17 protein-coding genes are annotated in these 24896 nt (G+C 51.5%); 12 read left to right on the top strand and 5 right to left on the bottom strand.

Features of this window, described 5'->3' with window-relative positions; translation table 11 throughout:
• Positions 1–20: 20 nt before the first annotated feature.
• The gene (locus EAO82_RS00735; protein WP_096346730.1) at positions 21–950 is read right to left on the bottom strand and encodes a LysR family transcriptional regulator; all 930 of its coding nucleotides are present in this window, start codon (positions 948–950) and stop codon (positions 21–23) included.
• Positions 951–1035: 85 nt separating this feature from the next.
• Here EAO82_RS00735 and EAO82_RS00740 point away from each other — a divergent pair, with 85 nt between their 5' ends.
• The 4 genes from EAO82_RS00740 (at position 1036) to EAO82_RS00755 (ending at position 5792) form a co-directional block, all read left to right on the top strand.
• Complete coding sequence (locus EAO82_RS00740; protein WP_096346729.1) at positions 1036–2103, top strand: LLM class flavin-dependent oxidoreductase; 1068 nt, start codon at positions 1036–1038, stop codon at positions 2101–2103.
• 46 nt (positions 2104–2149) lie between these two features.
• Positions 2150–3145, top strand: a complete 996-nt coding sequence (locus tag EAO82_RS00745) for a flavin reductase family protein (protein ID WP_096346728.1) — start codon at positions 2150–2152, stop codon at positions 3143–3145.
• A gap of 89 nt (positions 3146–3234) precedes the next feature.
• A complete protein-coding gene (locus EAO82_RS00750) occupies positions 3235–4626 on the top strand; it encodes a spinster family MFS transporter (protein ID WP_096346727.1) in 1392 nt (463 codons plus the stop codon).
• 125 nt (positions 4627–4751) lie between these two features.
• On the top strand, positions 4752–5792 hold the full coding sequence (locus tag EAO82_RS00755) for a YeiH family protein (RefSeq protein ID WP_096346726.1): 1041 nt from the start codon (positions 4752–4754) through the stop codon (positions 5790–5792).
• 272 nt (positions 5793–6064) lie between these two features.
• Here EAO82_RS00755 and EAO82_RS00760 read toward each other — a convergent pair whose 3' ends face one another.
• Entirely contained in the window at positions 6065–6526 is a 462-nt protein-coding gene (locus EAO82_RS00760) for an antitoxin Xre/MbcA/ParS toxin-binding domain-containing protein (protein ID WP_096346725.1), read from the bottom strand.
• A gap of 248 nt (positions 6527–6774) precedes the next feature.
• On the opposite strand from EAO82_RS00760, the gene EAO82_RS00765 reads away from it, so the two are divergent.
• The 8 genes from EAO82_RS00765 to EAO82_RS21070 all read left to right on the top strand — a co-directional run bounded on the left by EAO82_RS00765 (position 6775) and on the right by EAO82_RS21070 (position 18583).
• Positions 6775–7971, top strand: a complete 1197-nt coding sequence (locus EAO82_RS00765; protein ID WP_231703261.1) for a hypothetical protein — start codon at positions 6775–6777, stop codon at positions 7969–7971.
• The gene (locus EAO82_RS00770) at positions 7968–8582 is read left to right on the top strand and encodes a condensin complex protein MksE (RefSeq protein ID WP_096346723.1); all 615 of its coding nucleotides are present in this window, start codon (positions 7968–7970) and stop codon (positions 8580–8582) included. The genes EAO82_RS00765 and EAO82_RS00770 overlap by 4 nt, the downstream gene beginning before the upstream one ends.
• Complete coding sequence (locus EAO82_RS00775) at positions 8582–11335, top strand: hypothetical protein (RefSeq protein ID WP_096346722.1); 2754 nt, start codon at positions 8582–8584, stop codon at positions 11333–11335. Before EAO82_RS00770 ends, EAO82_RS00775 begins: the two co-directional genes overlap by 1 nt.
• A 2-nt stretch (positions 11336–11337) precedes the next feature.
• Positions 11338–12198, top strand: coding sequence for a hypothetical protein (locus EAO82_RS00780; protein ID WP_096346721.1), 861 nt, complete (start codon positions 11338–11340; stop codon positions 12196–12198).
• Between the two features lie 301 nt (positions 12199–12499).
• Positions 12500–13003, top strand: a complete 504-nt coding sequence (locus EAO82_RS00785) for a glycine-rich domain-containing protein (RefSeq protein ID WP_096346720.1) — start codon at positions 12500–12502, stop codon at positions 13001–13003.
• A gap of 9 nt (positions 13004–13012) precedes the next feature.
• Entirely contained in the window at positions 13013–13783 is a 771-nt protein-coding gene (locus tag EAO82_RS00790) for a TauD/TfdA family dioxygenase (RefSeq protein WP_143520314.1), read from the top strand.
• Positions 13780–15057: a radical SAM/SPASM domain-containing protein gene (locus EAO82_RS00795; protein ID WP_096346718.1), complete on the top strand. Its 1278-nt coding sequence runs from the start codon at positions 13780–13782 to the stop codon at positions 15055–15057. The genes EAO82_RS00790 and EAO82_RS00795 overlap by 4 nt, the downstream gene beginning before the upstream one ends.
• Positions 15032–18583 carry an ATP-binding cassette domain-containing protein gene (locus tag EAO82_RS21070; protein WP_096346717.1) on the top strand — a complete coding sequence of 1184 codons (3552 nt, stop codon included), beginning with the start codon at positions 15032–15034 and terminating at the stop codon, positions 18581–18583. Before EAO82_RS00795 ends, EAO82_RS21070 begins: the two co-directional genes overlap by 26 nt.
• A gap of 331 nt (positions 18584–18914) precedes the next feature.
• Here the strand turns inward: EAO82_RS21070 and EAO82_RS00805 are convergent, their stop codons facing one another.
• From EAO82_RS00805 to EAO82_RS00815, 3 genes are read right to left on the bottom strand one after another with little or no spacing between them, the layout of a single operon-like run.
• Positions 18915–22085, bottom strand: coding sequence for a tyrosine-type recombinase/integrase (locus EAO82_RS00805; protein WP_096346716.1), 3171 nt, complete (start codon positions 22083–22085; stop codon positions 18915–18917).
• Positions 22078–24375: a hypothetical protein gene (locus EAO82_RS00810; protein ID WP_096346715.1), complete on the bottom strand. Its 2298-nt coding sequence runs from the start codon at positions 24373–24375 to the stop codon at positions 22078–22080. Before EAO82_RS00810 ends, EAO82_RS00805 begins: the two co-directional genes overlap by 8 nt.
• The gene (locus EAO82_RS00815; protein WP_143520313.1) at positions 24372–24896 is read right to left on the bottom strand and encodes a hypothetical protein; all 525 of its coding nucleotides are present in this window, start codon (positions 24894–24896) and stop codon (positions 24372–24374) included. The genes EAO82_RS00810 and EAO82_RS00815 overlap by 4 nt, the downstream gene beginning before the upstream one ends.

Consider the following 24896-nt stretch of genomic DNA (forward strand, 5'->3'; position numbering starts at 1 on the left):
TTACTAAACCACACGGGGATTTATGGAATAGGCAGGGTGGCACAGTCATACATCTGACCGCGTAACCATTGCAGACTGTCATCGTTGTCAAATCGGCTATGCCAATATAGCTTGAGCTCGGGCTCCGGGAATATTACAGGCGTAGCGTGGCAGCTCAATTTGAAGACGTCAGCAAATACTCGTGCAAGCGGGCTGGGCAGGTTGCAGAGATAGCCAGTTTGAGCCGCAATAGCGGGCATAGCCATAAAGTTTTGGACCACGGCACCAATACGCCTTTTTAACCCCTGCGCGGTGAGAGCTTGATCAATTACGCTACCACCATAGCTCTGCATTCCAATCACAACATGCGGACGCTCTAAGTAAAGATCCAGCGGTACAGGCCCAGAGGGCAGCCCTTCGCGTTGCCATACTAAAGTAACTAATGGTATGCCAGTTAAGTGCTCAAAACGCATGGTGGCGCCGGTGATTGGATTAACGTCTATAGCTAAGTCAATCTCACCACTTTCAAGCATGCTCTGTATCTGCCCGGTATTTGGAGCCGGGAGTGGCTGCATTTGCAAAACTACGCCAGGCGCAAGGCGACTAATTTGCTCGATAAGCTTGGGCATAATCGCAAACTCGACATAGTCGCTGGCTGCAATACGAAACTTACGCTGGGTTAGCTCGGGTATGAAATGATCACCACCTCGTAAAGCCTGATCTATTTTCTCCAACGCTTCTCGTATGGGGACTATCAGCTCGCTAGTCCTAGGCGTAGGCAGAAGCCCCTCTCGCCCATAGACAAACAATTCCTCTCCCAGCCGCTCGCGTAAACGACGGAGACCATGACTGACTGCGGACTGACTCAGGGCGAGCCTTTCGCCGGCTCGAGTGACGTTGCGCGTCTCCCAAAGGGTCACAAACAGTACTAAGAGATTAAGATCGATATTACGGATATGCATTTCATTCATACTTGAAATCCTACATATTCATTTCAAACATCGCAATTAAATTGCTCTACTCAACACTGTCCTCCACACAGCAGAGAGCCCAATAATGTCAAATAAAAAGCCGCTTACCATGGGTTGGTTTTGCCCTACCTTGGGCGATACCACTGCATTTGGTGATCCTAACCAGAGTATTCCCCAATCTTTAGATCATTTTGAAAGAGTTACCCTCGCCGCTGAAGAAGCGGGTTTCGAGTACATGCTCATCCCAGTCAGTTCAGTCTGTTGGGATGCCTGGGTAGTCGCCAGTCATCTGGCAGCACGCACCGAAAAGATGAAAATGCTCTTGGCAGTCAAGCCAGGGAACGTACATCCGGTCGTACAAGCCAAAATGATTACGACCTTCGACCAGATGTCCAAGGGACGTATCTATTTGAATTTGATTGCCGGTATCAGTGAAAAGGATGCCTTTGCTGAAGGCCAATTGGAGGCCAAAGAGGATCGCTACGATCAGATGCTGGAAGAAGTGGAGCTGATGAAGCGGCTGTGGACTGAGGAAGATGTGGAGCACACCGGCAAGTACTATCAAGTACACGGCCCGAAGATCATGCCGAAGCCCTTCCAGCAGCCGCATCCGCCGTTCTTCCTAGGCGGCGGGTCTGAACAAGCCGCTGATATTTCCGCCCGTCACTCATCTACCCACCTGTTCTGGGGCGACTATCCGGAACGCATTGCTGAACAGATCAAGGAAATGCGTGACCGTGCAGCCAAATATGGTCGGCGGGATGACATTGATTTCGCCATGCGGCTCCAGATCATTTGCCGCGAGACCGAGGAGGAGGCCTGGGCTGCTGCGGACGCATTGATTGCGGGGACAGAAAACACTGCCATGGCTGAGATGGCGAAAACAGCGGCAAAAGCCGATTCCGTTGCTAACAGGCGTGCAGCCGAACTATCCAAAACAGTCGGACGCAAGATGACTCCCCATCTCTGGACTGGTATTACCGAGGTCCGGCCTGGAGCTGGCGTTGCGGTGGTGGGCAACCCGCAGCAGGTTGCTTCGCAATTGCAGGAATTTGTAGATGCTGGTTGCTCGGGTTTCTGCCTTTCAGGTTATCCACACCATGAAGAAGCAGAACGGTTCGGCCGTTTGGTGATGCCTTTGTTGTGTTCTTGATCAGCTTCCTGTTAGCCACTGGACCAACACATGCGAGGATCACATTATGAGTAATGCTCCTGAATTCAACGCCAAGCAGCTGCGTACAGCACTCGGCACCTTTTCTACAGGTGTGACGATCATTACCACTCGCGGCGAGGATGGCTTGGACTATGGCCTTACTGCCAACAGCTTTAACTCAGTTTCCATGGATCCACCCTTGGTGTTATGGAGCCTGAGTCATAACGCTTTATCCGCACCGGCTTTCATTTCATCCGATCACTTTGCGGTGCATGTGTTAGCGGCAGATCAAACCTCGCTATCAAACCGATTTGCCAAAAGCGGCAGTGATAAGTTCGCCGGCTTATCGCTTACACGGGGTAAGGGCGAGGTACCCCTGTTACAAGACTGCTCCGCCCGCTTCGAATGCCGGGCTGTCCATCAATATGAAGGTGGAGACCACGTAATTTTGGTTGGGGAGGTGCTTTCATTTGAACATCGCGTCGCCGCACCTTTGGTTTTTCATAGTGGTGGATATCGGCAACTGCAACAACAGGCTGACCACGCCGACTCAGCTTCCCAAAACGATTGGTTGGGATTTCTGTTTGGTCGCGCCTATTACCAGATTCAGCTGCTTATTAGGCAGCAATTGGTTCGTCAAGATTTACAGGACGAAGACTACGAGCTGCTAGCAATACTCAGTCTTGGTGATGGTAGGACTGCCGAGGAACTCTACCAACTACACGGCTTTATAGGTAAGCAATTGACTCCTGAGCATCTCGACGAATGGGTGACGAAAGGCTTTCTAGAATTTCGGCGAGAGCACGATGGGCTAGATCGCGCATATTTTACCCCGGAGGGCCAATGCTTGGCGAAGCAATGGCTCAACTCGGCGCGATCTGCTGAAATACAAGGGCTAGAGTGTCTTGACCTGACGGAGACGCTTGAGCTGAGACGCCTCATTGGTAAGGTAATTCAACACACTGGGGCTGACCTGCCCGCACATTGGCAGAAGGAAAGAATCTGGAAGGCAAATAATTTATGGCAGCAGGTCGTTAATTGAAGCCATAAAAATGGCTAAGCCCAAGGGACCGATGCACGGGTTATCTGCGCCCACGGTTAAACAACTTTTGCGACGCGGGCCTACATAAAATGAGTACCGATGCCAATCTGATCAATGCCAGCCAGCTCGCAGCAAAGGCCTTTTTGCCTAGTCGCAACCGGGCGGTTTACTCTCTCGGCGTTCTGCTGCTGGGCTATATCTTCTCGATTATGGATCGCCAGGTCCTCACCTTACTGATCGGTCCCATCCAGCAGTCATTGCAAATCAATGACAGCTGGATGGGTATATTGCATGGTTTTACCTTCGCTCTGTTCTATTCCATCGTAGGTCTGCCTATCGCGCGTTTGATTGATCGCGGCAACCGCCGTCTCATTATCAGCGTCGGTGTTGGCCTCTGGTGTATCGCTACCGCTGCAAGTGGTCTCGCTACTGAGTTTTGGCATTTGCTGCTGGCACGTGCCTGCGTCGCGGTGGGTGAAGCCGTGCTACTTCCCGGAGCAGTGTCTTTAATAAGCGAGTTTTTTACCGCAGAAAAACGTGGACGAGCATTAGGGGCATTTGGTACCGCCGGTCCTTTTGGTGCTGGCATTGGCTTGCTGACCACAGGCTTGGTGCTTGGCTATTTTACTGCCCATCCACTCACACTGCCCTTTATAGGACAGCTGGAGCCGTGGCAACTGACGCTAATGTGCATCGGCTTACCTGGGCTGGTGGTACTAGTGTTGATGCAGGGGGTTCCAGAGCCAAGGAAGGACAGACGATCTGTCGCCACACATGCCATGAGCCGTTCCGTACCCCTCCCTGAAGTGTTCACATATCTGAGATCAAATAAGCGCAGCTTCACGGGTATTGTTCTCGGCGCAGGTTGTTTCTACGCCGCGACGTATGGTGGAAGCTCCTGGCTGCCAACCTACTTTGTACGTGAGTATGGTTGGAGCTACGCACGGATCGGCACTTGGATGGGCCTTATCTTGTGTATCTGCTCGCCCATTGGGGTTATGGCAGCCAGCTGGCTTGGCGAGTACTGGCGTAATCGCGGCATAGTAAACGGTAACCTGAGGGTGGCCATACTCGTCTGTGGAGCTCTATTTATAGTCAGCCCGCCCCTGCTGTTATCGGCAAACGCAAGCATGGCATTGCCCTTCGTCGCATTGATAGCAACGCTATGGTTCTGTCTACTTGGGATAGGCCCAGCACTAATCATTGAAATGTCACCTTTGCCTATGCGCGGACAATTCATCGCCCTCTTCACTGGTGCTCTCAACTTCATCGGCGCGGGCATAGGTCCGGTTAGCGTAGGGGTGTTGACGGACTATGTGCTGGGTGACCCGACAGATATCAAGTACGCCATTCTAATAGTCACACTCGTTTCAAGTGGGCTTGGCTGCGTTTTATTTATCAGCGCGCGTAAAGGTTTTGCAGCCACCACTAAGCAAGCTCAGCGATGGCAAGCTCACAGTGCAACGACAGCAGAAAAATAACTTAACGCAGTTGGTTGTGAAGCCAGTTCAATTCTTCTCGCCACTATGCAGCTAATGGCATACACAGCTACGCCTGTTCGGAGCCCTCAATGCGAAACATGCGAGGCATGCTCAGAGATGGGTAAATGACTAAATATACACAGCACGCCTTTTCCGATTACTTTCGCACATTGTTGAGCCAGGCCCGTGGGCTGCTGCCAGGAATACTCATCAGCCTAGTCATAGCTCTGGCCTCTTCTTTTATTGCCGAGCACTATGGTGGGCCAGCACTGCTGTTTGCGCTGATGTTCGGTATGTCCTGTCATTTTCTCATCGACGACGGACGTTGCGTGCCAGGTATAGAATTCGCATCCAAAACAATATTACGCCTAGGCGTTGCGCTGCTGGGCGCGCGTATCACCGTTGGCCAAATTGGTGGGTTGGGCTCTAGCGTGATGCTGGGTGCGATACTAGCAGTGGCGGCAACTATAGGCTTCGGTTGGCTAGCTGCTCGTTTATTAGGGCTGAGATCAGACTTTGGAGTGCTAACGGGTGGAGCAGTGGCTATCTGCGGAGCGTCGGCAGCGCTGGCTATTTCGGCCATATTGCCCAAGCATGAAAACAGTGAGCGAGACACGTTGTTGACGGTGGTCGGAGTAACCGGGCTTTCGACTTTGGCGATGATTCTGTATCCCATCTTAACTGCCTTCCTGGGGCTTAAAGAAGAACAGACGGGAGTATTTTTGGGTGGAACCATTCACGATGTTGCACAAGTAGTAGGTGCAGGTTATATGATCTCGCCGTTGACGGGTGATACAGCGACGCTCGTCAAACTAATGCGCGTAGCTTTGCTGGTACCTTCTGTAATGATTATTGGATGGCTCTTTTACCGCCGTCAATCAAAACAAAAAGTGCTCGGAAAAAACCGCGCTCAGTTGCTGCCGGGGTTCTTGATTGCTTTTGCGGTACTGGTAGTGATCAACAGCGTGGGTGTGATCCCCTCTTTGTTAACGGATACCATGGGTGAGATATCGCGTGGCTGCCTGATGCTGGCTATTTCGGCATTAGGGGTGAAGACATCACTAAAAGAGCTGGCGATAGTTGGGTGGCGGCCAATTCTATTGCTATGCGCCGAAACGGTTTTCTTAGCTATACTGGTTTTGTGCTTACTACTTTTAGCGGTTTAATTATTGTGGATCTTCAGTTAATGCTACACACCTGATTCACACTGAGTATTATGGAGGCGGTCTAGTTTAACTCTGGCCGGTGTGCTGTTGGTCCCTGAGACCGCCCTTCAGTGAAATCTGCTGGGCTGATGTAGACGCCGAACAATCGGTCTATAGCGGCCGGTCAACATTTCTATAGAATCAAGGGCGAATAAATCTTATGTGGAGCTTAGACGGAAATAGCATCCGCTATGTGACTTTTCTGCCTGGTTGGCTCTAGCAACTGAGGTATGTCATGCCGCATGTCCCCACTCGATTGAGCGAAGGGTGCGCCGAACTTGCCTCGCACCTAGCTCCGTGTCGCAGAAGGTGAAGGGATTCGCTCCGCCCAACGCATCATTAGGAGTTAACAGCCAATGCGCAGCCCGTTCCTCGCTCTCAAATAAGTCACGCGCCAATAGGGCTATCTGCAACAATCGAACGACGCGTTCTGAAGCCACAGCATCCAGCCGTTTGCCGTTCTTTAGTATCCGATTGACCGTCGATATAGACACGCTCAGTGCGCGGCACAAGACTTGGCGATTGACGTTGAGAGCCGCCGCGGCCATACGGATCGTCGCCGAAGGCAGCCCTGTCCGTATGATTGCTATGTGCTCGGCTTCTCTTAGTTTCGCCAAGCTTTCTGCAGCCTGCCAAAAGCCGACTTTCAATTGATTGGCAGGAACCCTATTGAGAGACTCCGAGATATCAATCATTGACAACACCCACTCAGGTTATTGATACAAACAAGATAGGCGATTTTCTGGCAGCACTCTATCTCATGTGTTGCACTTGGTCCCTGAGACCGCCCTGCAGAATCCCATGCAATTAGTGCACAATGCAGCTATGGATAACACTCGCAGAAATCACAACGCCACACATGGAAGGCAAGGCTAAGGTGACCACTACTCCACGCTCATTGGTCCATTCACTTTATACACACTGGGACGCCGTGGAGATCCTGATGCGGCTATCACGCGAATTTGCCGTGCTGACCAGCGATCAGGTATTGAACAGCATCGCCAGGGTGTCTGCACAAGCTGATGTTGAAGCGCAGGGTGCTGTGCTGCGTGCGCTCGTCAACGCCAATATTTTGCAAACTCTACCGCGCAGTAGTGATCTTCAGCTAAACGCCTATGTGTTGGAGTTCGTGCGGGGCCTCACCCGCGAGCACGAACTCGGTCTGGCTGCTGTGCTGCAGGCACGAGTCATCGCCATCCGCGAGGCCACCGAGGTACTCAACGAAGGGATGGCGGAAGCAGACATGGACCGCGTGCGCTCCGCCGCCAACAAGCTCGCTGAACTCTTTCGCCAGATCAGCCTGCAGCTTGATCAGGACCGACACGCACTGCTTGAGCTGGCCGAAAACGCCAAAAGCGCCGATAGTAGTATGCCGATCAGCCAGCGCTACCGCCGTGTACTGGAAGCCTATGATCAGTATGTGGAACCAATGAACCAGATGATGGACACCGGCCCGCAGGGCACCTTCTATCATTACCTGGAGGACGCGGAGCACGCCCTCGATTTGGGGCTGGAAAGGCTCTCGGTACAAGGCGTGCTTTATTCGCATCGCCTGCAATTGCGTCAGGTAGCACATCAAGCCAAAGAGCTGCGGCGCTTTGGTCGACTGGTCGCACAACAGTGTGCCGACACTCTGCTGCCCTTGCGCGAAGAGCTACGTCAACACAATGTGCTGAGTAGCGCGATCAGTCTGCTGCTGGGCCAGGTTCGCAAGCGTGGGCTGCGGCGTGCTCTGTCTCGCTATACCGACAATACGGCACTCCCCGTCTGGCGCAACGAGCGCGGCTTTAAGCTGCAGCTAGGCGACGAAGTGCGCATGGTCATGGCTGCCGCACGAGCCTACCAACCGCAGGCCGTGGTTTTTCCACAGGACGAGCCCAGTGAGGCCATGCAGTTGCTGGAGCACGTCGAAGAAGCTGCTATTCGTGCACACCTGGCCCGAAGCCTGCCGGTGGAAGACCTGCTCGACTGGCTGAACAGCCATTACGCTGACCTACAGGATGCCACCCTGCTGCGTCTGTTCCATGACCTGCAACACGAACCAGACTGGCAGTTCGAGCCGGCAGCGCACCCCGTAAAAACCCGTCTACAGACAATCCGTGTGTTGCACCACCCCCACCGTGTGAGTACGCCAGAATGACAATTTCTCACCCTTTGACAGGCACACTGTCGCAGATGCCGGCATTGGCGGAGCTATTTCGATTGTTTCTTTCCGGCAAGCACCTGAACCGGCTGGCAGAGCCTGCGCTGTGGGCTGAACTGGAACAACAAGAAGACAGCTATACCGCCTTGTTTGTCGCGCTGGGGTTTGACCTGCGTTTGGATGCCAGAGGTTTTGCCTGGTTCCACAGCGGAGAAGCCAACAGCAACATAGGCAAAGCCAGCCGCCAGCTGGCCTTGCTTTTCATGGTGATCTTCGACGCCCAGTCCAATGCAGGCAAAGCCCTGCAACGCTTTACTGACTGGCTGATCGACAGCGACTGGCTGAGCGAAGTCTACAAGCAACAGCAAGAGCTGCTGGACGCTGAGGGCCTGCACCCTGATGCTCTTCAAGATCATTTGGTTCGCGCCTGCAACCTGGGCTTCGCCGTGGCCGAGCCAAACGGCTGGCGACTGCTGCCTGCGGTGTGCCGCTACCTTGACCACTTCGAAGGCCTGGCACTGACCGCCAAGGACGACAGCGATGAGGCAAGCCCGGTTGCTGACGAGGATACTGCCCTTGAGATAACGGACGACGGGGAGAAGGACTGATGCAGTACGGCTTCCAACGCCTTGTCTTGCTGGGTAGTGCCGGGTACTCGCGCGCCGAGTTGCCACTGGATGGCGCTGTCTCACTGGTCGCCCCCAACAACACCGGCAAGACCAGCCTGATCAATGCCCTGCAGTTCTTGCTGATTATCGACCGGCGCCGCATGGACTTTGGTGCGCACGATGTGGAGAAGAGCCGGCGTTTCTATTTCCCCAACAACAGCGCCTATGTGCTCCTGGAAGTCACCCTGCCGGAGTCCGGAACAGTGGTACTCGGCTGCGTAGGCAAAGGGGTCAGCTTCGACTACGAATACTTTGCCTATGCCGGCCCGCTCAAGACCGAACAGTTCTGTCTGCCGGATGGCACACTGGTTGCGCAGCCTCAACTAGCCAGCCATCTGGGCAGCCACGGACGCAGGGTATTCAGCTACAGCGGAAGCGAATTCGCCGACATGGTGTACGGGGGACGCAGCCGCAAACTCACTAGCCAACAGGACTTTTGCGTGTTCAGACTCGAGCACGCAAACGACGCCAGCGTTTTTCAGCGCGTGCTCACCCGTACACTAAGGCTGGACAAATTGCGCTCCAGCGAAGTGAAGGACTACCTCCTGCAGATATTCCGCCGTGACTTGCCAGATGCCAGCATAGATTTCAAGGCTGAGTGGGACAAGGCGTTCGCCGACCTCAACGCCGAGCGCAGCCAGTACCAAGCCGCCGTGCGCCAGCAACCCTCCTTGAGCGAACTGGAACGGCGACAGGATGCCCGACAGATACTGCGCGGCAAGTTGCTGTGCTGGCGTCCGCTGATTGATGCGGCGCTGGGGCAGTGGCAGCAGCATTATGAGACCCGCCGACACACACTGCAGCATGAGCTGGTGCATTGCGATGAAGCGCTACAGCAGTTGCGCGAGCAAGACATTCAGTCGGCAGTAGAGCAGACCCAGTGCAAACAGGAACAGGCACAGCTGCGGCAGCAATGCGAACAATTGCACGAACTGCAGCAACGCTTTGCCCTGATTCCCGAGCGCAGCACGCTTGAGTCGCGCCGCCGCAAACTCCAGGAACAGCGCGATGCGCTAATGGGACGTATCAGTCAGGTACAGAAACGCTCACCAGTAGCCATTGAGCGAGAGTTGGCTCGACTGGATACGGAGCTGGCCCAACTGGTCCAGGAGATACGTACCCAGGGACAGAATCTGTATCAGCAACTGGCCAGCCTGATCCCGGCAGAACAACTTGATGGACTTACCAGGCTACTGGCCAAACCGGTGCTGACCCTAGGCGCAGTGGATTACCAGCTCGATAGCCATGCACTGGCAGTGGCGCTGGCAGGCACTGATACCGGGCAGCTCAACTTATCCGGCCTGCGCCTGCGGCTGGAAGCCCTGCCAACACAGTATCAACAACGCACCTTGGAAGAACTTGACGAGCTACAACAGGACTTACAGCAGCAACAGGCTCTGCTTCGAGAGCAACTGACGACTGTCCGGGAACTGGAAAGTGTAAAACAGCAATGCCATGCACTGGACCGAGAACTGGCAGAGCTGGATAGTGAACTACGCGATTACACACACATGCAGGACTTGCAACACAGCAAAGCCGCGCGCCAGGATCGGCTTGAATCCCTGACGCACAGGCTCGTCGAACTCTCTGCCAGCCTGGCGCAGTCGGCAGACAGGCACCGGGCGCTGGATCAGCAGCGTCAACAGCGAAAGCAGGATCTAGATGTCTTGCAGCAACAGCACCGGCAGATCGAACAGCGCCGCAACCAACGCATTGATCACGAAGGTTCCTTTATCTGGCTGGCCGACCTACCGCACCAGCCGTGGTTGGCACAACCCGAGTTCCCGCTGGAACAGCTGGCTGAGCGCCTGAAGACCTATCTGGAGGACTGCCGCCAGTTGCTGGATCTCGATGGACAAATTCGCCAACTGCTGGGTGAAATCCATACCGGCGGACTGACCAAATATCAATTTGTTGGCGATCAGGAGAGTGAAATCGCCCGCCTGATTGAATTTGCCCATCACTTGCCGCAAGAAGCCGAAGCCTTGGAAAAGAAAGTGCGTTCGGCGGTAGTAAACGTGGCTGCCTGCCTGCGCGAGCTGCGCGACGGGCTGCTTGCCTTCAAGAGGCGCATGCGCGAGTTCAACCGCAAGATCAGCGGGCGCCAACTGTCCGATCTGGCGGTGTTTAAGATCGAACCGGAAGACGAAACCACCCTGGTCGAAGCCATCGAGTTACTGATCAATACCGCGGCCACCGTGAACAATGGAGATACCTTCGAGCTGTTCAACCAGCAGAGTGTGCTCGACGATGACCAGCTAAACCGTGCCAAGGCCCTGCTGATCGAGGAGGGCAACGCACGTCACGGCTTGCGGGTGGCTGATCTGTTCCGCCTGCGTTTCTGGGTCGGCAAGGCGGATCGTGAGCCTGAAGGCTTTGATGACCTCGACAGTGCCGCCTCCAACGGCACCGTGCTGATGGCCAAGCTGGTGACCGGTCTGGCAATGCTGCACCTGATGCAAGATCAGCGCCGGCCCATTCAAGGCATCTGTTACCTGGACGAGGCGCTGGCTCTGGATGCCCGCAACCAGCGCAGCCTGATCGACACGGCTGCGGAGTTCGGTTTTTCGTTGATCTTTGCCTCCCCCGCGCCGCTGACCACAGTGCGCTATTGCGTCCCGATCCACCAGCGTAATGGAAGCAACCAGATCAGCCGCTTCAGTTGGCAGATCATCGAACCAGTGGAAGCCTGAGCATGGATAGCACTCTGCGCGCCGCCTTGCTCAAGCTGCACGGCCAGTCAACACTGCCCGCCAGCCAGTTCACCCCCGCTCAACGCAGCGCCCTTGATGGCTTTGCCCGGCAAACCGGCGCGGTGACTTGCCAACGGCAGGGGCGCGGCGATGTGTACCGCGTCAGCGATTCGCAACTGTTTAACATCCACCTAGCCGGACTCTCCCCCCAGGTCGAGATGCCAAACACTGAAAGTTTACCGCTTCGCGCGCAACACATCGCTCATGCGCGAAACAGCAAGGCACGCAATCACCAGCATGACAGCTACTACCCCCAGCTGAAGGCAGTCGGTGACCGAGTGTTCTGGCATCAGGACGAAAACGGCAACCAGCTCCCCCTCAGCCAGCTGACCCAGAATTACGGCGCAGCCAGCTTGCGACTACAGGCCGAGGACAGCTGGCAAACCTCACAGCCGCTCTGGCTGGTGGAAAACCAGGCGCTGTTCGATCGTACCGACTGGCTGCCGGCAGATACCCAAGCGACCTTGTTGTACTACGGCGGACAGCTGGATGGCCGACTCCTAGCCTGGCTGGCGAGGCAACCACGCGCCAGCCGCGTGATACTGTTCCCGGACTATGACGGTGTCGGGCTGGCCAATGTTGCGCGGCTTGTCGCGCTGCTCGGTGAAGCCTGCGAATGCTGGTTGATGCCTGACTGGCAAACCAGGCTGGAACGCTACGGCAGCCACAGGCTATGGCAGGATACTTATCGCGAGTTCAACAGTGTTGTGTCGCTATTACCGCAGTACCTGAGCCCGCTAACGGTTCGCATGTGCCAGACGGGACTGGCACTCGAGCAGGAAGCCGTGTGGCTACCGATTTGAAGACTCAGCCTCGTGAGCCGTTATTGCAGCAAACTAGAAATTTATAACGATATTATCTATAGCTGATTAAGCGCAGGCTCAATCTTTCGCTCTGCACTACCATCAGGATGATCCGTTAGTCAGTTGTTAAATGCGTATATGGCCCTCGAGACCGCCGAGACGAGAATACGCCTTGCGTCGCCGCAGTCCGCCGCTTAGCATGTTATACAGGTGTCTTACCCTAGATGCGGCTGTAACACATTGGCCCAAAAATAAATTAAACAGGCCTTGCGCTTCGGAGTGCGAGAAAAAGGAGATTATCGTGTCCCAACAATTTGATGAAGCGGTATTTGAGCAAGCCTTGGCGGTGACTGCAGCTTGGGATTTCAGTTTAGCTATTGAAAAAATATTGGATGTGAAAAGGGGAGAATGGACTCAAGTGCGTGCCAAAAAAGCCGTGCAAAACTATAAGCGTTACATGGCAGTGACTAAGGCGCTGGGTGGTGTGCAAATGGTGCCTAACGGGGATATTGATGAAATTTGGCACCTACATATCCTTGATACCAGAGCCTATATGGATGATTGCAATGCGCTGTTTGGTGAGTACCTTCACCATTATCCTTATTTCGGCATGCTCGGCGAAGAGAACCGACAGCAATGGCTTCAGGTACAAAGCGTGTCTACAAGCCTATGGGAGCAGCTATTTGACGAGCCGCTTTACGGTGCCGATAGTGCCGCACAAAAATGTCCACAAGTTTGCCCCTGCCATATCGACGATTTGACGATCACATCGTCAGGACTGTCTGATGCCCTTAGACGCGCGTGATTCGTGTCGGTGAGTGAGCACCCTATCAGCCATAATGTGGTGCGTTGGCCCGGCGAAAAGAAAATTCGGAGCAGCGCTCTGCAGCTGGACCAAGTTGCGCTCTCCGAAAATGGCTTCCAAATTATACGCCAATACGGAACTGATGTTTCGCGGCTTGAATGTGACTTGGATCGGCTATCGGGTGGCCAGCTGTATTATTCCAACCGGATGGGAGTGCTTTGCCACCAATACAGCGTACTTCCTGAGAGCCCAAATTTTTCTGAGCAGATGCTTTGCGGTGGTTTCCACTCGGATTTCATGTTCCAACCGAATCCTCCAGCCTACATTGCATTGCTTTGTCTTCAACAAGACCCCAGGCACCCACTTTATGGCCGCAACCAAGTGGTACACATGCGATCTTTTGTTGAGCGGGTGCAGCAAGCGTTTGGGTTGAGCGAGCAGGACCTTAAGGAATACAGATTAGTGTATGACCTTGCTGAACGAGGCCGCTTTGAGCAACCGATCCTAGACGATCTAGACGGAAAAACCATTTTCCGGTTTCACGAACTGTTGTTGGGTAAAAAACAGATGCAGTGGGGCTCGGCCGAAATGTCCGTGGTGAGCATGCTGCATGCTGTAATGATGGATATCACGTCTGACATATGCCTAGAGAGCGGCGATCTGCTGCTTTTATCAAATCATCATGTTCTGCACCGACGCGGAGAGTGCAGTATCAAGTTCGAAGGTTTGACCGGTGAATGGCACGCACGGAAAATGGCTAGCATCAGGTTTAACCTATGAATTATGGCTTCAACACTCGGTACAGTATTGAGAATCAGACCGCTGCAGGTCACGGGATAGTTTTTTTTATTCGAAAAGAGCATCGAGACGATATAGTCGTCTTAGATGAACTCTCAGTTGCACTATTAGAAAGAGCAGAAAAAACAGGGGGAATCAGTGAAAGTGATGCGGACAAAGCCACCTTCGCACGACTAGTAGGCGAAAATATCTTAGTCCCCTTCACTCCTTCTGACTCCTTAGAACATCTTCCATATGTTGAAGATCTCAATTTCTGGTTGCAGGTAACGGATAGCTGCAATCTAGCTTGTAGCTATTGCTATATCCCATCATTGAATAGCAATCAGCTGTTTCGCTCCGATCTGTTTGACGTCCTTACGCGCAAGCTATTGGAGGTAAAAGGCCTGCGTACTGTGAGCATCAAACTCGCAGGTGGCGAACCCTTGATGGCGTTCAAAAAGTGGCATGCGAATGTTGCCAAACTCAAGAAGGTACTGGCGGAAGAGAAAATCGAACTGCAGCTGCGGCTAATAACCAATCTTACAACACTGACAGATTCGATGATCGATTTCATTAAGGAATACGATATTGCAATCTCAGTCTCTCTTGATGGCCTCGCCGCCTACCATGACAAGAACAGAATTTACACGGGCACACAAAAGGGTACCTTTGAGGTTGTCGATAAGAACATCAAACGGTTGCAACATGCGGGTATCACTCCAAGTGTAATGGTCACAGTAACGTCAGAAAATCACAAGGGCATTCCGGATCTGGTGGGCTATCTAATAGAGAACGATATCACCTTCCGTCTTGCCGATGCTAAAGGCGGGTACATTAATCCCGGTGAGTTCCTTTCTGCTATGGAGAAAGTCTCTGATGTGATCCAAGCCGGTGTGGATGATGGCTTTCCAGTAAGTAGGCGTATTGTTGTCTCCGATTTGCGTACCCATTACCCCAGCTCAACCCCCTGCTCGATGGGTAAGAATGCTGCAGCCATTTATCTAGATGGCTCAGTCTATTTTTGCCATACCGAATTTGGCAAGGGTAAGCCGCTGGGGCATCTCGATGATGACAAGGGGCTTCTGGATATTATTCAAAAAGGCAGGGAAAGACACTTTGGTTTGAGCGATGACTGCCAGCAATGCGAGTACCGACTGATTTGTGCGGGTGGTTGCCCTCTCTATCGTGTAGAGGGAAAGAGTCCCATGTGCCAATCCTACAAGAAGATCATCAGGCAGGTATTCGATTTATATGAGCGCGAAAAAGACCTTCTTTGAAATCACCGGTATTACCGAGAACAATCTCAAGAACATTGACTTCTATGCAGAAGCCGCAGAAGTGATTTTGATTAATGGTGTTAGCGGGTCTGGAAAATCCACCTTAGTCAATCAGGTAATAGCGGCTGAGGCAATGCGGCAGAGCAAGCTACGCCGCAAGAGCGATAATCTCTTTGATTACTGTGTCCGCCCTAATTTTCAGGCCGCAACTCGCATGCCTGAGTCAGCCATAATTTCTCAGCGCTCCGTCATGCCTTCTGCGTCATCGACCTTCGGAACACGAACAGGACTCAATGATTTGCTGATCAGGCTATTCGTTCAGCGGGGCGAGATTCATTATCGCGGGAGCACGATTTCTAAACCGAGTATTGAGACTATCATACAGTTTCGTCAGCTGTATCACCCGCAGGCTCGAATACTAGGTTGCATTGCTCGCTATGAGGAAATTGGACGTACCCAAATAGACCTTCTACGTAATGCTGGGATCAAGCAGGTTTTCCTTCGGGCAGAAGGAAAACATGCACTGAGGCCACTTGCTCTGGGCAAGCTGGTCACCTCCAAGCTTACTGCATGTGAGGTCTTCATTGATTTAGATATTGGCGATGCCCCAGCTCTGTTGAAAAAAAGCAAAGCAGTCCCAGTACTGATGGATGACTCCCTTGAGATAGATTTCAACGAATGCGGCGTTGCGCTAGAAGACGGGACGGTCTTTAGGTTGCCATCCAAACTGTTGTTTTCACGCTCAGCAATGTCGTCCCACTCAGGATGCTGCCGAGTATGTGGCGGCACTGGAACTGTGACTCACTACGATGTTGAACGGACCGTTGATGGACAGGCTCCATTAAAAAACGGTTTCCTGAATGTCCCGCTCTCCCCATCGGGACGTTACAAAGGTTTTAAGTTTCTACCTTCTGGCCTCTTAGCCTTGCTGAAGAAGGAAGGAATCGATGTTAATAAGTCATATTGCTCTCTCAGTAATGAGCACAAATCAACAATTCTGAATATTTTGAAAGACAAGCTAGCCCGAAACAATAACGACCCCGCAGCTCAGCAATTTATTTCTATTGAGCCATGCAATGACTGCGAGGGAAGTGGCTTAGGCTGGCAGGCTCGATCGGTCACCTTCAATGGAAAGTCCATAGCCTACTTTTTCGGGCTAACACCATCCAAATTACTTACCGAGTTACTATTTCCGGTTACTAATAAGGATGATGGCATGCACAAGCTACGAGTCGTGCTGGATTACCTATCGGCGCTGTCCATTGACCACATCAATCTGAACAGACCTACTTTGAGCATGAGCTCAGGTGAACTTCAAAGAATGAGGTTACTGCCTGTACTAATCAATCAATATTCAGGACGCCTCGTAATTATTGATGAGCCCTCCTCGAACCTACAATATCGTGACAACCTAAAAATACTCCAACTCATCAATCAGCTAAGAGCGCGCAACAATTCGATTCTCATTGTGGACCATAACCCGGTGTATCGCACGATCGCTGATAGGACAGTAAAGATTGGACCTGGTCCGGGACATAGGGGCGGTTTTTACTGCGTAGCTGACGATTACGCTCAATCAGTCGCTGGCTTGGGCAATTTGGTTAAAAATTTCAAGCCAGCAGCCGATTTTAAATATATCACCCTCGAGTTACAACGCTTACGATCTCTACATTTGGAAAAGGTACGTATTCCTTATAGTGCTTTCACCGCAATTATCGGATCCAGTGGGGCAGGAAAGTCTACATTATGTCGCGAACTAATCTACCCGGCACTACTGCAGCGTAGTGAAAACGTCGTTCTGCTTGACAGCACTCCACCGCGTGGCGCCTCAAACTCTATTGTGGCTACCTACCTTAACGTATTCGATAAAATACGAAAGTTTTATGCCCAAAGTGACGGTTGCGAGTTAGCTGAAAGCGATTTCAGTTTTAATTCAACGGGGGCATGCGGTCACTGCCAAGGCACGGGTATTGTTGCCGAACAGGTCTGCAGTCTGTGCTTTGGTAGTCGCTTCAGATCTGAAATAGCGCTATTAGGTGTTGAGGGAATTACTCTTACTGATCTATTGGCCGCCGACCTAGACCAAATTCCTTTGGACGGCGGACTAGCCTTTCTCTCTGCAGCGATAAATATTTTGAAACGGCTTTCTCTTTCTCACCTTAGTTTGGGGCGAAAGACCGGAAGTCTTAGCGGTGGCGAACTGCAGAGACTAAAAGTCGCCAGATTCTTAATGGCGCATCAGTCTGACCGCAACTCTAGTAGCTCGTTTGTGATCCTGGACGAGCCTTGCCGTGGGCTTGACCCTCAAGCAGTGAAAGACCTTTTCGAAACACTGAAGGATTTTCTGTCAGATGCGACTGTATTAGTAATCGAGCACAATCCTCATTTTATATACAGGTGCGAATTCATAATAGATATGGGCGAGGGCTCTGGGCTTAAAGACGACTCCACGGTGGTTCAAGGGCAAATAGGAGAGAAAGAATTCCCCAGTCTCAATCACGCGCGGATATTGACAGAGTCTGGTTCGCCTAACGGTCTTCTAATTCCTTGTGAAGAAACTGATCTTCACATCGAGGATGACGAGTTTCCTAAGGAGCTAAACGGAAAACGTTATGGGTTAATCCTTCCACTTTTTATCAAGCAGAAAAACTTTGCTCTCGAAGAGAAATTCAGTGAATATTTTAACCTTGTAACCCCTGATGACAATATTTTTTTACACAGAAGTCGAGAAGCGTTGGAGCGCGCATTGCAGAAGGAGCGCCGGTTTTTCTTCAATCCGTTCATTGCGCTACTAGAGCGTTTCCCACGAGTACCGATATCACTGCAGCGAGAAATTCTCAAGAAATTCGACAAGCGCAATATCGACTGCGATGATAATCCTTGGTCATTTAGGGTGTGTGCCGATTCGCTGCAGTCAGCTTACTTGAATGGAGCCGGCGTGGTAATAGTGCCTAGGACAAACGGGAACTTTGACTATCACACAGTACGCTTATTAAGCCTTCATGAGCGCGTAGTAGATCGAGCCTTCCCTCACGAGTTCGCTTTTAATTTATATAGGAACTCCTGCCACTATTGCAGCGGTTACGGCCACATTCAGAGCTACCCCTTAAGAGAGTGGATCAATTCCTCATGCTCCGTTCTCGAAAGTGATTTCATGCACTACCCCTTACATAAAGTGATCCCTAAGGCGACGATTAAGCGTTTCGCCAAGGAGGAGCTATTTGATCTTTCAAAGCCTGCTGTAACTTTATCCGAGCATGAACTAAACATCCTACTTTATGGCTTCAAGGCATATAAATTTAGAAAGCGAGATGAACGCGATGACTCAGAGTCAGCATTCTTTGAGTGGCGTGGAGTGAACTCCTACCTGTATCGTAATGCCGAAAAGCTGAGTCCAGGCAAAAACATCAATAATTCCATAGAGTGGTTAACTTGCCCTTTCTGCATACAGGGATATTCCGACAAGGTCAGGTTTTATGGGTTTGAAGGCGGTGTTATTACTGACTTCTTGAGAGAGGATTTATAGTGGTCAACTTATTCGGGACAGTCATCAAATCTTCCTGTGCTTGGCGGCTACCAAGCCGCCACTGGGCTGACGCGATCTCAGCCGAGTTTAGCTCATCATCAGTATTAAATTATATTCCGCCGTGCCTCTTTGAACGCCTTATATCCAGCACTTTGTATCTTTTCAGACTTTTAGCTGGCGGACTGCCTCTTCGATGGCGCATTGGCGAGTCAGCGCAGCAATTTCTTCATAAGCTCATGATTCTTTCCATACGGTAGCACCATAGACCGTGGAATAGCTCCTAATCTTTATCGGCAATTGGACACACATACTTGCTTCCAACCTTAACTATTTACTGCTTTGCGCCGGCGCACTGCGGTTGCTCATAACCGACTCCGTCGACCATTATCGCAAGCATGTGAAACACATAGTTCAGCAGCTGCGAGGAAAACTGCTTTATGTGCTTCCTTTTACCAATGATTTCTTTTTCGTTGATATGCCTTAATCTCAGATATGCCTGAACCGAGCTGCCCTGGGAGACCTCTTGCATTTGGTAGCTTATGCCTAGCGAACGCCAGGTATCCAGCTCTTCAATGGAAACCTTTGGAGCTACTAAAATATTCAAGCCCCAGCGTCCTTTAGGTATGACCCGTTCAAGTGAATTTACAAATTTTGCTGCATCTTCAAAATGGGTAAACCGTGTACCTGGCTTCGCTTGGCTCGTGTTATTTTTCCAATATTCTATACACCACCTAATTCCTATACTGTCTTCGCCGTATGCGTCCCGCAGAAGCGAGATCACCTTATCAGTCTCAGCCGCGGTCGCTCTATCTTGAGGTCTTATCGGCGCCAAGGGGATTCCGATGGCCTTTGGGACCACATCCTTGGGGAAGTGTCGACTGTTTCCGGCCTTTGTAGTTAAACTTTGTATTTCCTTAGCAGCCTCACGCCATCCAAGTATTTTGTTTTTATCAATGGCATAACGCACAGAAAGCGTAAGGACAGGGTCACCATCCTCCAGATCACGAAGTACAGCGTGGCAATCACGAACTGTTGGCTTCGGTCTCAAAGGCGTGTAGGGAGCTTCTTCAGTCGCAACAGTGCTTAACGTTTTTGTCTTAAAGGTCCGAGACATCGGCGCAAGCCGTTTCAAAATCTCGGGCCGCATAGCTGAAAGCCTGACTGTTTCGTCATTAGCAATGAAATACGGATTTATGGCCTTAGACGAAAGACCACTTAGACGAGAAATTTGCTCTTTGTCCAGCACTGGATCGAATTTAGCAAGCTGCTGCCAGAAGAGCAGGCTTGTCTCATGAACGTAGTACAAAAATGTTGTATCAGGCACCAGGTGCCCAGCAAGCCCGGCTATCGCACTGTACTTGTCTCGACTACTCATCGGATTTGAGCAGAACAACTCAGAGCGTATTTTTTTGGCCTGATCAACACTGTATCCGGTCAGCTTTTGAATTAAGTCCGGATTCTCCTCCATCACGACAAATATGTTTGTCAAAGTACTGTGTCTGAAGTGATGGAATGACAGCTCATCCAGGCCCTGGAAGCTTAGAAGGTCCTTGGTGAGGCCTGAAACGATGCTGCCTCTATACGGTACACTCACTGCATGCGGTTCTGAAAAAAGCAGTGTGTTTATGTGATTCTTGTTTTGAGCAAGACGGTGGTTTAAATACTGACGAAACCGTTCTAGCTCGTTAGGCAGCAGCAGTAAGTAAACGGGAATTCTTCGACGTGCCGAGTCGGTTTTATTGTTCCCGTAGCGATTATTTACCACATAGAACCAGTACTCATCAGACTTTTCGATGTCTGACAGTCTCAGCTTGAGCAGCTCCCCTCGCCGCAGGCCGGTGCGGTATGCCAGGATCAGGAGCACAGCAAGACCTTCCTTTGTGTCTCGGTCAACGCCCGTCAGGTTTCGCACGCCTCGAATCATGGCTTGGTAGTTGTGCTCCGGGATGTACCCTGTCCTGACCTGTGGCTGTAACTGTGTATCGCCCGCGCACTCAAAAAAGCCGGTTAACTCGGGTAGTCCGTAATGATCCGACTGGGTTGCGAATCGATGTAAATCCCGCAAGCGAGCTTGGAGATAATTCAGGGACTTGATTTTCTCCCCAGGCTTGAAAGTAAGTATCTGCCGATAGACCTGTTCGAGCTCGCTTTCATCCATATCATCGATGTCAGCTTCGTTTGTATGAAACAGCCAAAGACTTCCCAACTCGGAAAAGTAACGCGAAGCCGAAGACACCTTGATTTTGCGTGTGACAAGACAGTCGAGGAGCCAGTCGACCAGAAGGGCAGCGTTCAACGGGAGCGCTTGACCACCTATTTCCTGCAGCCGCGCTATGGCACGAGCTGGCGTATTTTTTACTCCGGAAATCTCTGCCTGCAAAGCAGCACTAATTTGCTTTATAAGAGCGTCTACTGATCTCTTTTCGCCGGAATCTGAGTAGCTGTTTTGGGTTCCGTGGTTTAGAGAGGTTTTTGGCTGGCCACATTTCCAGGCGATCTGCACGCCGCTTAGGGAAAACGTCTTCGGCGTGGCGTCGTCAAGAGTTATCAGAAGCCACTTCTGTAACAATTTCGACGGTAGCGACACTGAACCAACACGACCCGCTGCGCACTCTAGCAATGCTTGCGGCAACTCAACATCAGGTAATGTTTCTGTAACCGCTTGAGCACCTTGGCAGAAGGCGCTGAGACTAGTGATCGAATTTTTTTGAGTGCTGCCTGCCAGCCTCTTCCTCAGAATCTCCCAAACGTCAGATTGATTACGCTCTCCAGATTCTCTTAGGTCGGTGTATTTCTTTATGTGCTGAAACTGAACGAGCTGTCCGAGTGTTCTGTTGTCTGGATAAAACCTATGGAGTGATTGCCATTTTGTACCGCTTTCGTCAGAAGCCTTATCATTCAAGGGGTCTTTATCACCAATTAAGATCAAATCTATCCAAGCAAACGCACCGTTGTCCCCGGCAATTTGTAATGGCTTAGGCTCACTAACGAGCACATTGGCGAGGCTGGTAACTGCTCGGGGATTTGCCAAGCCTCCATAAAAAAGTGCTGAAATAAGTACATCGGCCAGCCTGGTTTCTGGATCTGATGAATGCTTTTCGATAGCCAACTGGTGCAGCCAACTCTGGTACAGCTTGCCGGCCCTGATGCCTGCCTTGAAATTGTGATGACTTCGGCTAGTGGTCGTCCTCGAAACACTGACAATAATTGCCGGTATGTCCAGTTGCCATAAACCTTGCTCATTGCCTTTCGCTACAAAATCAGCCAGAAACTCGTAAGCGATCTTAAACCTTTTAATATCAGGGTATTCCGTCCTGAGAAAGCGTTGAAAGTTATGTACTTGAGCACCAAACTCCTCACGATCAAGTGGACATCCCGATAGTGCAGGCAGGTGAGTAGCTATCAAGCCGGGCATAGCGTCATGCACCTGCGCTTCAGCATTCGAGTAATTTATGTTATTTCTTTTTGCCCGCAAAGCCGAGCCATACAGAGGCCTACTCATGAGCACGACCTTGGCCGGTAAGAGGGATAATTCCCAACCTACTGAAGAGCTGCTCTATCACCAGAGCAATCGTCTCCAGCGCCTTAATGCTCATTCCGCTATATCGGGTTAGTCCTTCCTGTCCTGGCTTCGCATGACCCATCCAGGTATCGATTGATTCCCCAGTAACCTCTTTTTGCCTTAGCAGGTAGCTGCGTAAAAAATGACGGTGCCAGTTCGATGGCAGACCTAAAGTACCCTCCCAGAGATCTTCAACACTTTTAGGGGAGACAGAAACCATGCTGAACTCGTCAGTCATGTCACCTTGCCGTATGAAGAAGAACAGTCGGTCTTTCCCATTGAGTGCGTCTCCGAGCTGTTTAGCAAATGTAGGGGATAAGCTCTGCATCTGGATATGCAGTCTTTCCAGGTGTTTGTTGTAGAGCTTGATTTGGGTTACGGCGGTGTCTGGCAGAACGAGGGTCCGCGCAGAGCTGGACGTCAGTCGCGACTCCTTATCTGAAATGAAGATTTTTTTACTTATTAGGTCGATGTGGTCGATGTCATCAAAGGGATCTGTAACGGGGCGATGACCAGTAGCAATATTCAAGAGATGAATTGTGTACATCACGTACCGGTTGTGTGCTTCGATCCAGCTTCGGTCTTTTAATCGCTGAAGGCTTTTCTGTAGGTGGTCAAAAATTGCGATAACTGCTTCTTCCTTGACCACCAACTGCGAGCCGCCAAGCTCAGATTTACTCTCATCTGGATCTGGAGTTTCAGTCCTCAGCTCGGTTTTCAGGTAACTTTGATAAGCCCTATAGATGGAAACGGTGTCATATTGGGTGTAATAAAGCCCTGCCTCCTGGATGTCAGGGCTTCCAATAATCAGGGCGGTCAGAACATCATCTACTCCCTGACGATGTAGGTAATTCGCCAAGTGATCAGCAATTTTGCTGACCGACAACTTGGTAGAGTTCGCTTTATTGATCCTTTTGAGAAGCTCCTCAGCTTGAAGCTCTAACTCTTTGCCATCAGGAAGGGTACGAACCGCCTTCGCGGCGCAGGGCACTGGCATCACCACGGCAGCTTTTTGCTGATCCAGCAGTCGCTGTTGCTTTTCGGGTAGCCGATGAGGTGGTAGTTCGTAGCGGTATAGCCAGTAGATACTGCCTGACTGTCCTAAACGGTATGCATCGCCGGTTTCATGAAAATCACCGGTTCGAGCTACCTGCCTAGCCTGTAGAAGCTTTTCGGGCTTACGACCTGTCGCCAGTACCAGATATAGCATGTATGAAACATCGCAGAATTCCATCCGGCTTGCGAGCTCCGACAGCAGTATCCCCACTTCGTATTTGGTTAGTCTGTTAGTCAGGCAAACCAGTCTCTTTTCGCGCCTTTCAAGGGCGCCGGCTACGATCTTCGCGTGCATAGCACTCAGGGCATACGATCTCCGCAAACTGGCTGGAGCATTTTTTTCAGCCTGTGCTGCCAGAAAAACACCCGGGGTTTGGTGGTCCGCACGGTACTCTGAGGTCTCTTGTGTTACGTCCGACAGGGTCGTCTGCAGCGACAATTCGATATAACCTGGTGTTTCGTCTGTCTCAAGCGCATATCGCGTGCTGACTGATTGAGAGACTGTATATATCAGAGAACCACCGCTTCTTTGACCGCCGACCGAGACAGTTCCCTCATCTTCAGAAGCGTTGCGTCGTGTACGTTTGTTCTTAAGATTTCTCGAAACGACATCTTCCAGTATTCGCCGCACTGGCATCAGCCGCTGCTGGGCGTAGCTTTTATGTGAGGCGGCCAGGCTGCCCAAGATCAGATCAATGCTTCCTAACAGGCTCTCCAAGGTGCGGCTTGCAATAGGCAGCAGCTTTTCAACCTCGAGGCTATTCAGACGTTTACTAGTTTTTGTACGATCCTCGACGAGTAGACGATACGCAGACATTGCTCGCAGCGTCCTTCCCAAATCTCCAAATGTCTTTTGGTGTTCAAGGGCGGCTAATAGGACGAAGGACTGCAAATTTTGTAGTGATGCTGACGGAGGAGGTGTACACAAAAAAGCCTCGGCTTGCGCCTCCGTGATTTGCTTCTTCTCCCGCAGCTGTCCAAGAAGGTTTTTTAAATGCTCCTCACAAGGATCATCATCGTGCGGGTAGGCACTGGCATACTGCTCTGCGAGGCCTTTTAAATCATTACCATATTCAGAATCCAGCACGCATCCAGATAGAATTTCGTTCGCCCGTCGCACGAGGACATTAGTAGTGTGTGCGTCATGCTCCAGCCTCATCAGTATTTGAATCACTGCTGCTCTCGCGTTTCATTCAGTATTTGTTCTAACAGGCTTGGTTCTAACTGGGTGTCTGCTGGGTTGGCGATTCTCTGTGCGGCAGCTCGTGATATACCACACAGACGTTCAAGCGCTGTAGCCGGTGTACGTGGTCTGTCACCGGAGAAAATTCTTGGCCATAGCGCTTTTTGGGTACTCAGCAGACGGTAGGCCTCTGTTCTGTAGCGCTCATTATTGCCCGCGGCGCTCAGCACCCCCAGCTCAGCCATTATTGCCCACGCCTCCATATTTAGCGGGGATTCTTCATGAACAACCGCGCAGATCTTTTTGACGCCGCGTCGGCGCAGTTCATGAAACAGGCGCCACCCAGCAAAAAACAGATATCTCGCCGGCTGTGACTTTTCCTGCACGTCATGCTCGGGCTTTGGCTTTTCCTGCACAACATGCGCGGGCTGTGATCGTTGCAAGACCTCCAACATTTCATCACTGAATCGCGCGAGATGTTGCGGGTCCTCGAACGCCAGGGATGCATTCAC

It is taken from the genome of Halopseudomonas pelagia (genome assembly GCF_009497895.1).
GTDB lineage: Bacteria > Pseudomonadota > Gammaproteobacteria > Pseudomonadales > Pseudomonadaceae > Halopseudomonas > Halopseudomonas pelagia_A.

Excerpts from the sequence above, each read along its gene's own strand:
- EAO82_RS00735 (WP_096346730.1), bottom strand. The coding sequence starts at position 950 with ATGAATGAAATGCATATCCGTAATATCGATCTTAATCTCTTAGTACTG.
- EAO82_RS00740 (WP_096346729.1), top strand. The coding sequence starts at position 1,036 with ATGTCAAATAAAAAGCCGCTTACCATGGGTTGGTTTTGCCCTACCTTG.
- EAO82_RS00745 (WP_096346728.1), top strand. The coding sequence starts at position 2,150 with ATGAGTAATGCTCCTGAATTCAACGCCAAGCAGCTGCGTACAGCACTC.
- EAO82_RS00750 (WP_096346727.1), top strand. The coding sequence starts at position 3,235 with ATGAGTACCGATGCCAATCTGATCAATGCCAGCCAGCTCGCAGCAAAG.
- EAO82_RS00755 (WP_096346726.1), top strand. The coding sequence starts at position 4,752 with ATGACTAAATATACACAGCACGCCTTTTCCGATTACTTTCGCACATTG.
- EAO82_RS00760 (WP_096346725.1), bottom strand. The coding sequence starts at position 6,526 with ATGATTGATATCTCGGAGTCTCTCAATAGGGTTCCTGCCAATCAATTG.
- EAO82_RS00765 (WP_231703261.1), top strand. The coding sequence starts at position 6,775 with ATGCGGCTATCACGCGAATTTGCCGTGCTGACCAGCGATCAGGTATTG.
- EAO82_RS00770 (WP_096346723.1), top strand. The coding sequence starts at position 7,968 with ATGACAATTTCTCACCCTTTGACAGGCACACTGTCGCAGATGCCGGCA.
- EAO82_RS00775 (WP_096346722.1), top strand. The coding sequence starts at position 8,582 with ATGCAGTACGGCTTCCAACGCCTTGTCTTGCTGGGTAGTGCCGGGTAC.
- EAO82_RS00780 (WP_096346721.1), top strand. The coding sequence starts at position 11,338 with ATGGATAGCACTCTGCGCGCCGCCTTGCTCAAGCTGCACGGCCAGTCA.
- EAO82_RS00795 (WP_096346718.1), top strand. The coding sequence starts at position 13,780 with ATGAATTATGGCTTCAACACTCGGTACAGTATTGAGAATCAGACCGCT.
- EAO82_RS21070 (WP_096346717.1), top strand. The coding sequence starts at position 15,032 with ATGAGCGCGAAAAAGACCTTCTTTGAAATCACCGGTATTACCGAGAAC.
- EAO82_RS00805 (WP_096346716.1), bottom strand. The coding sequence starts at position 22,085 with ATGAGTAGGCCTCTGTATGGCTCGGCTTTGCGGGCAAAAAGAAATAAC.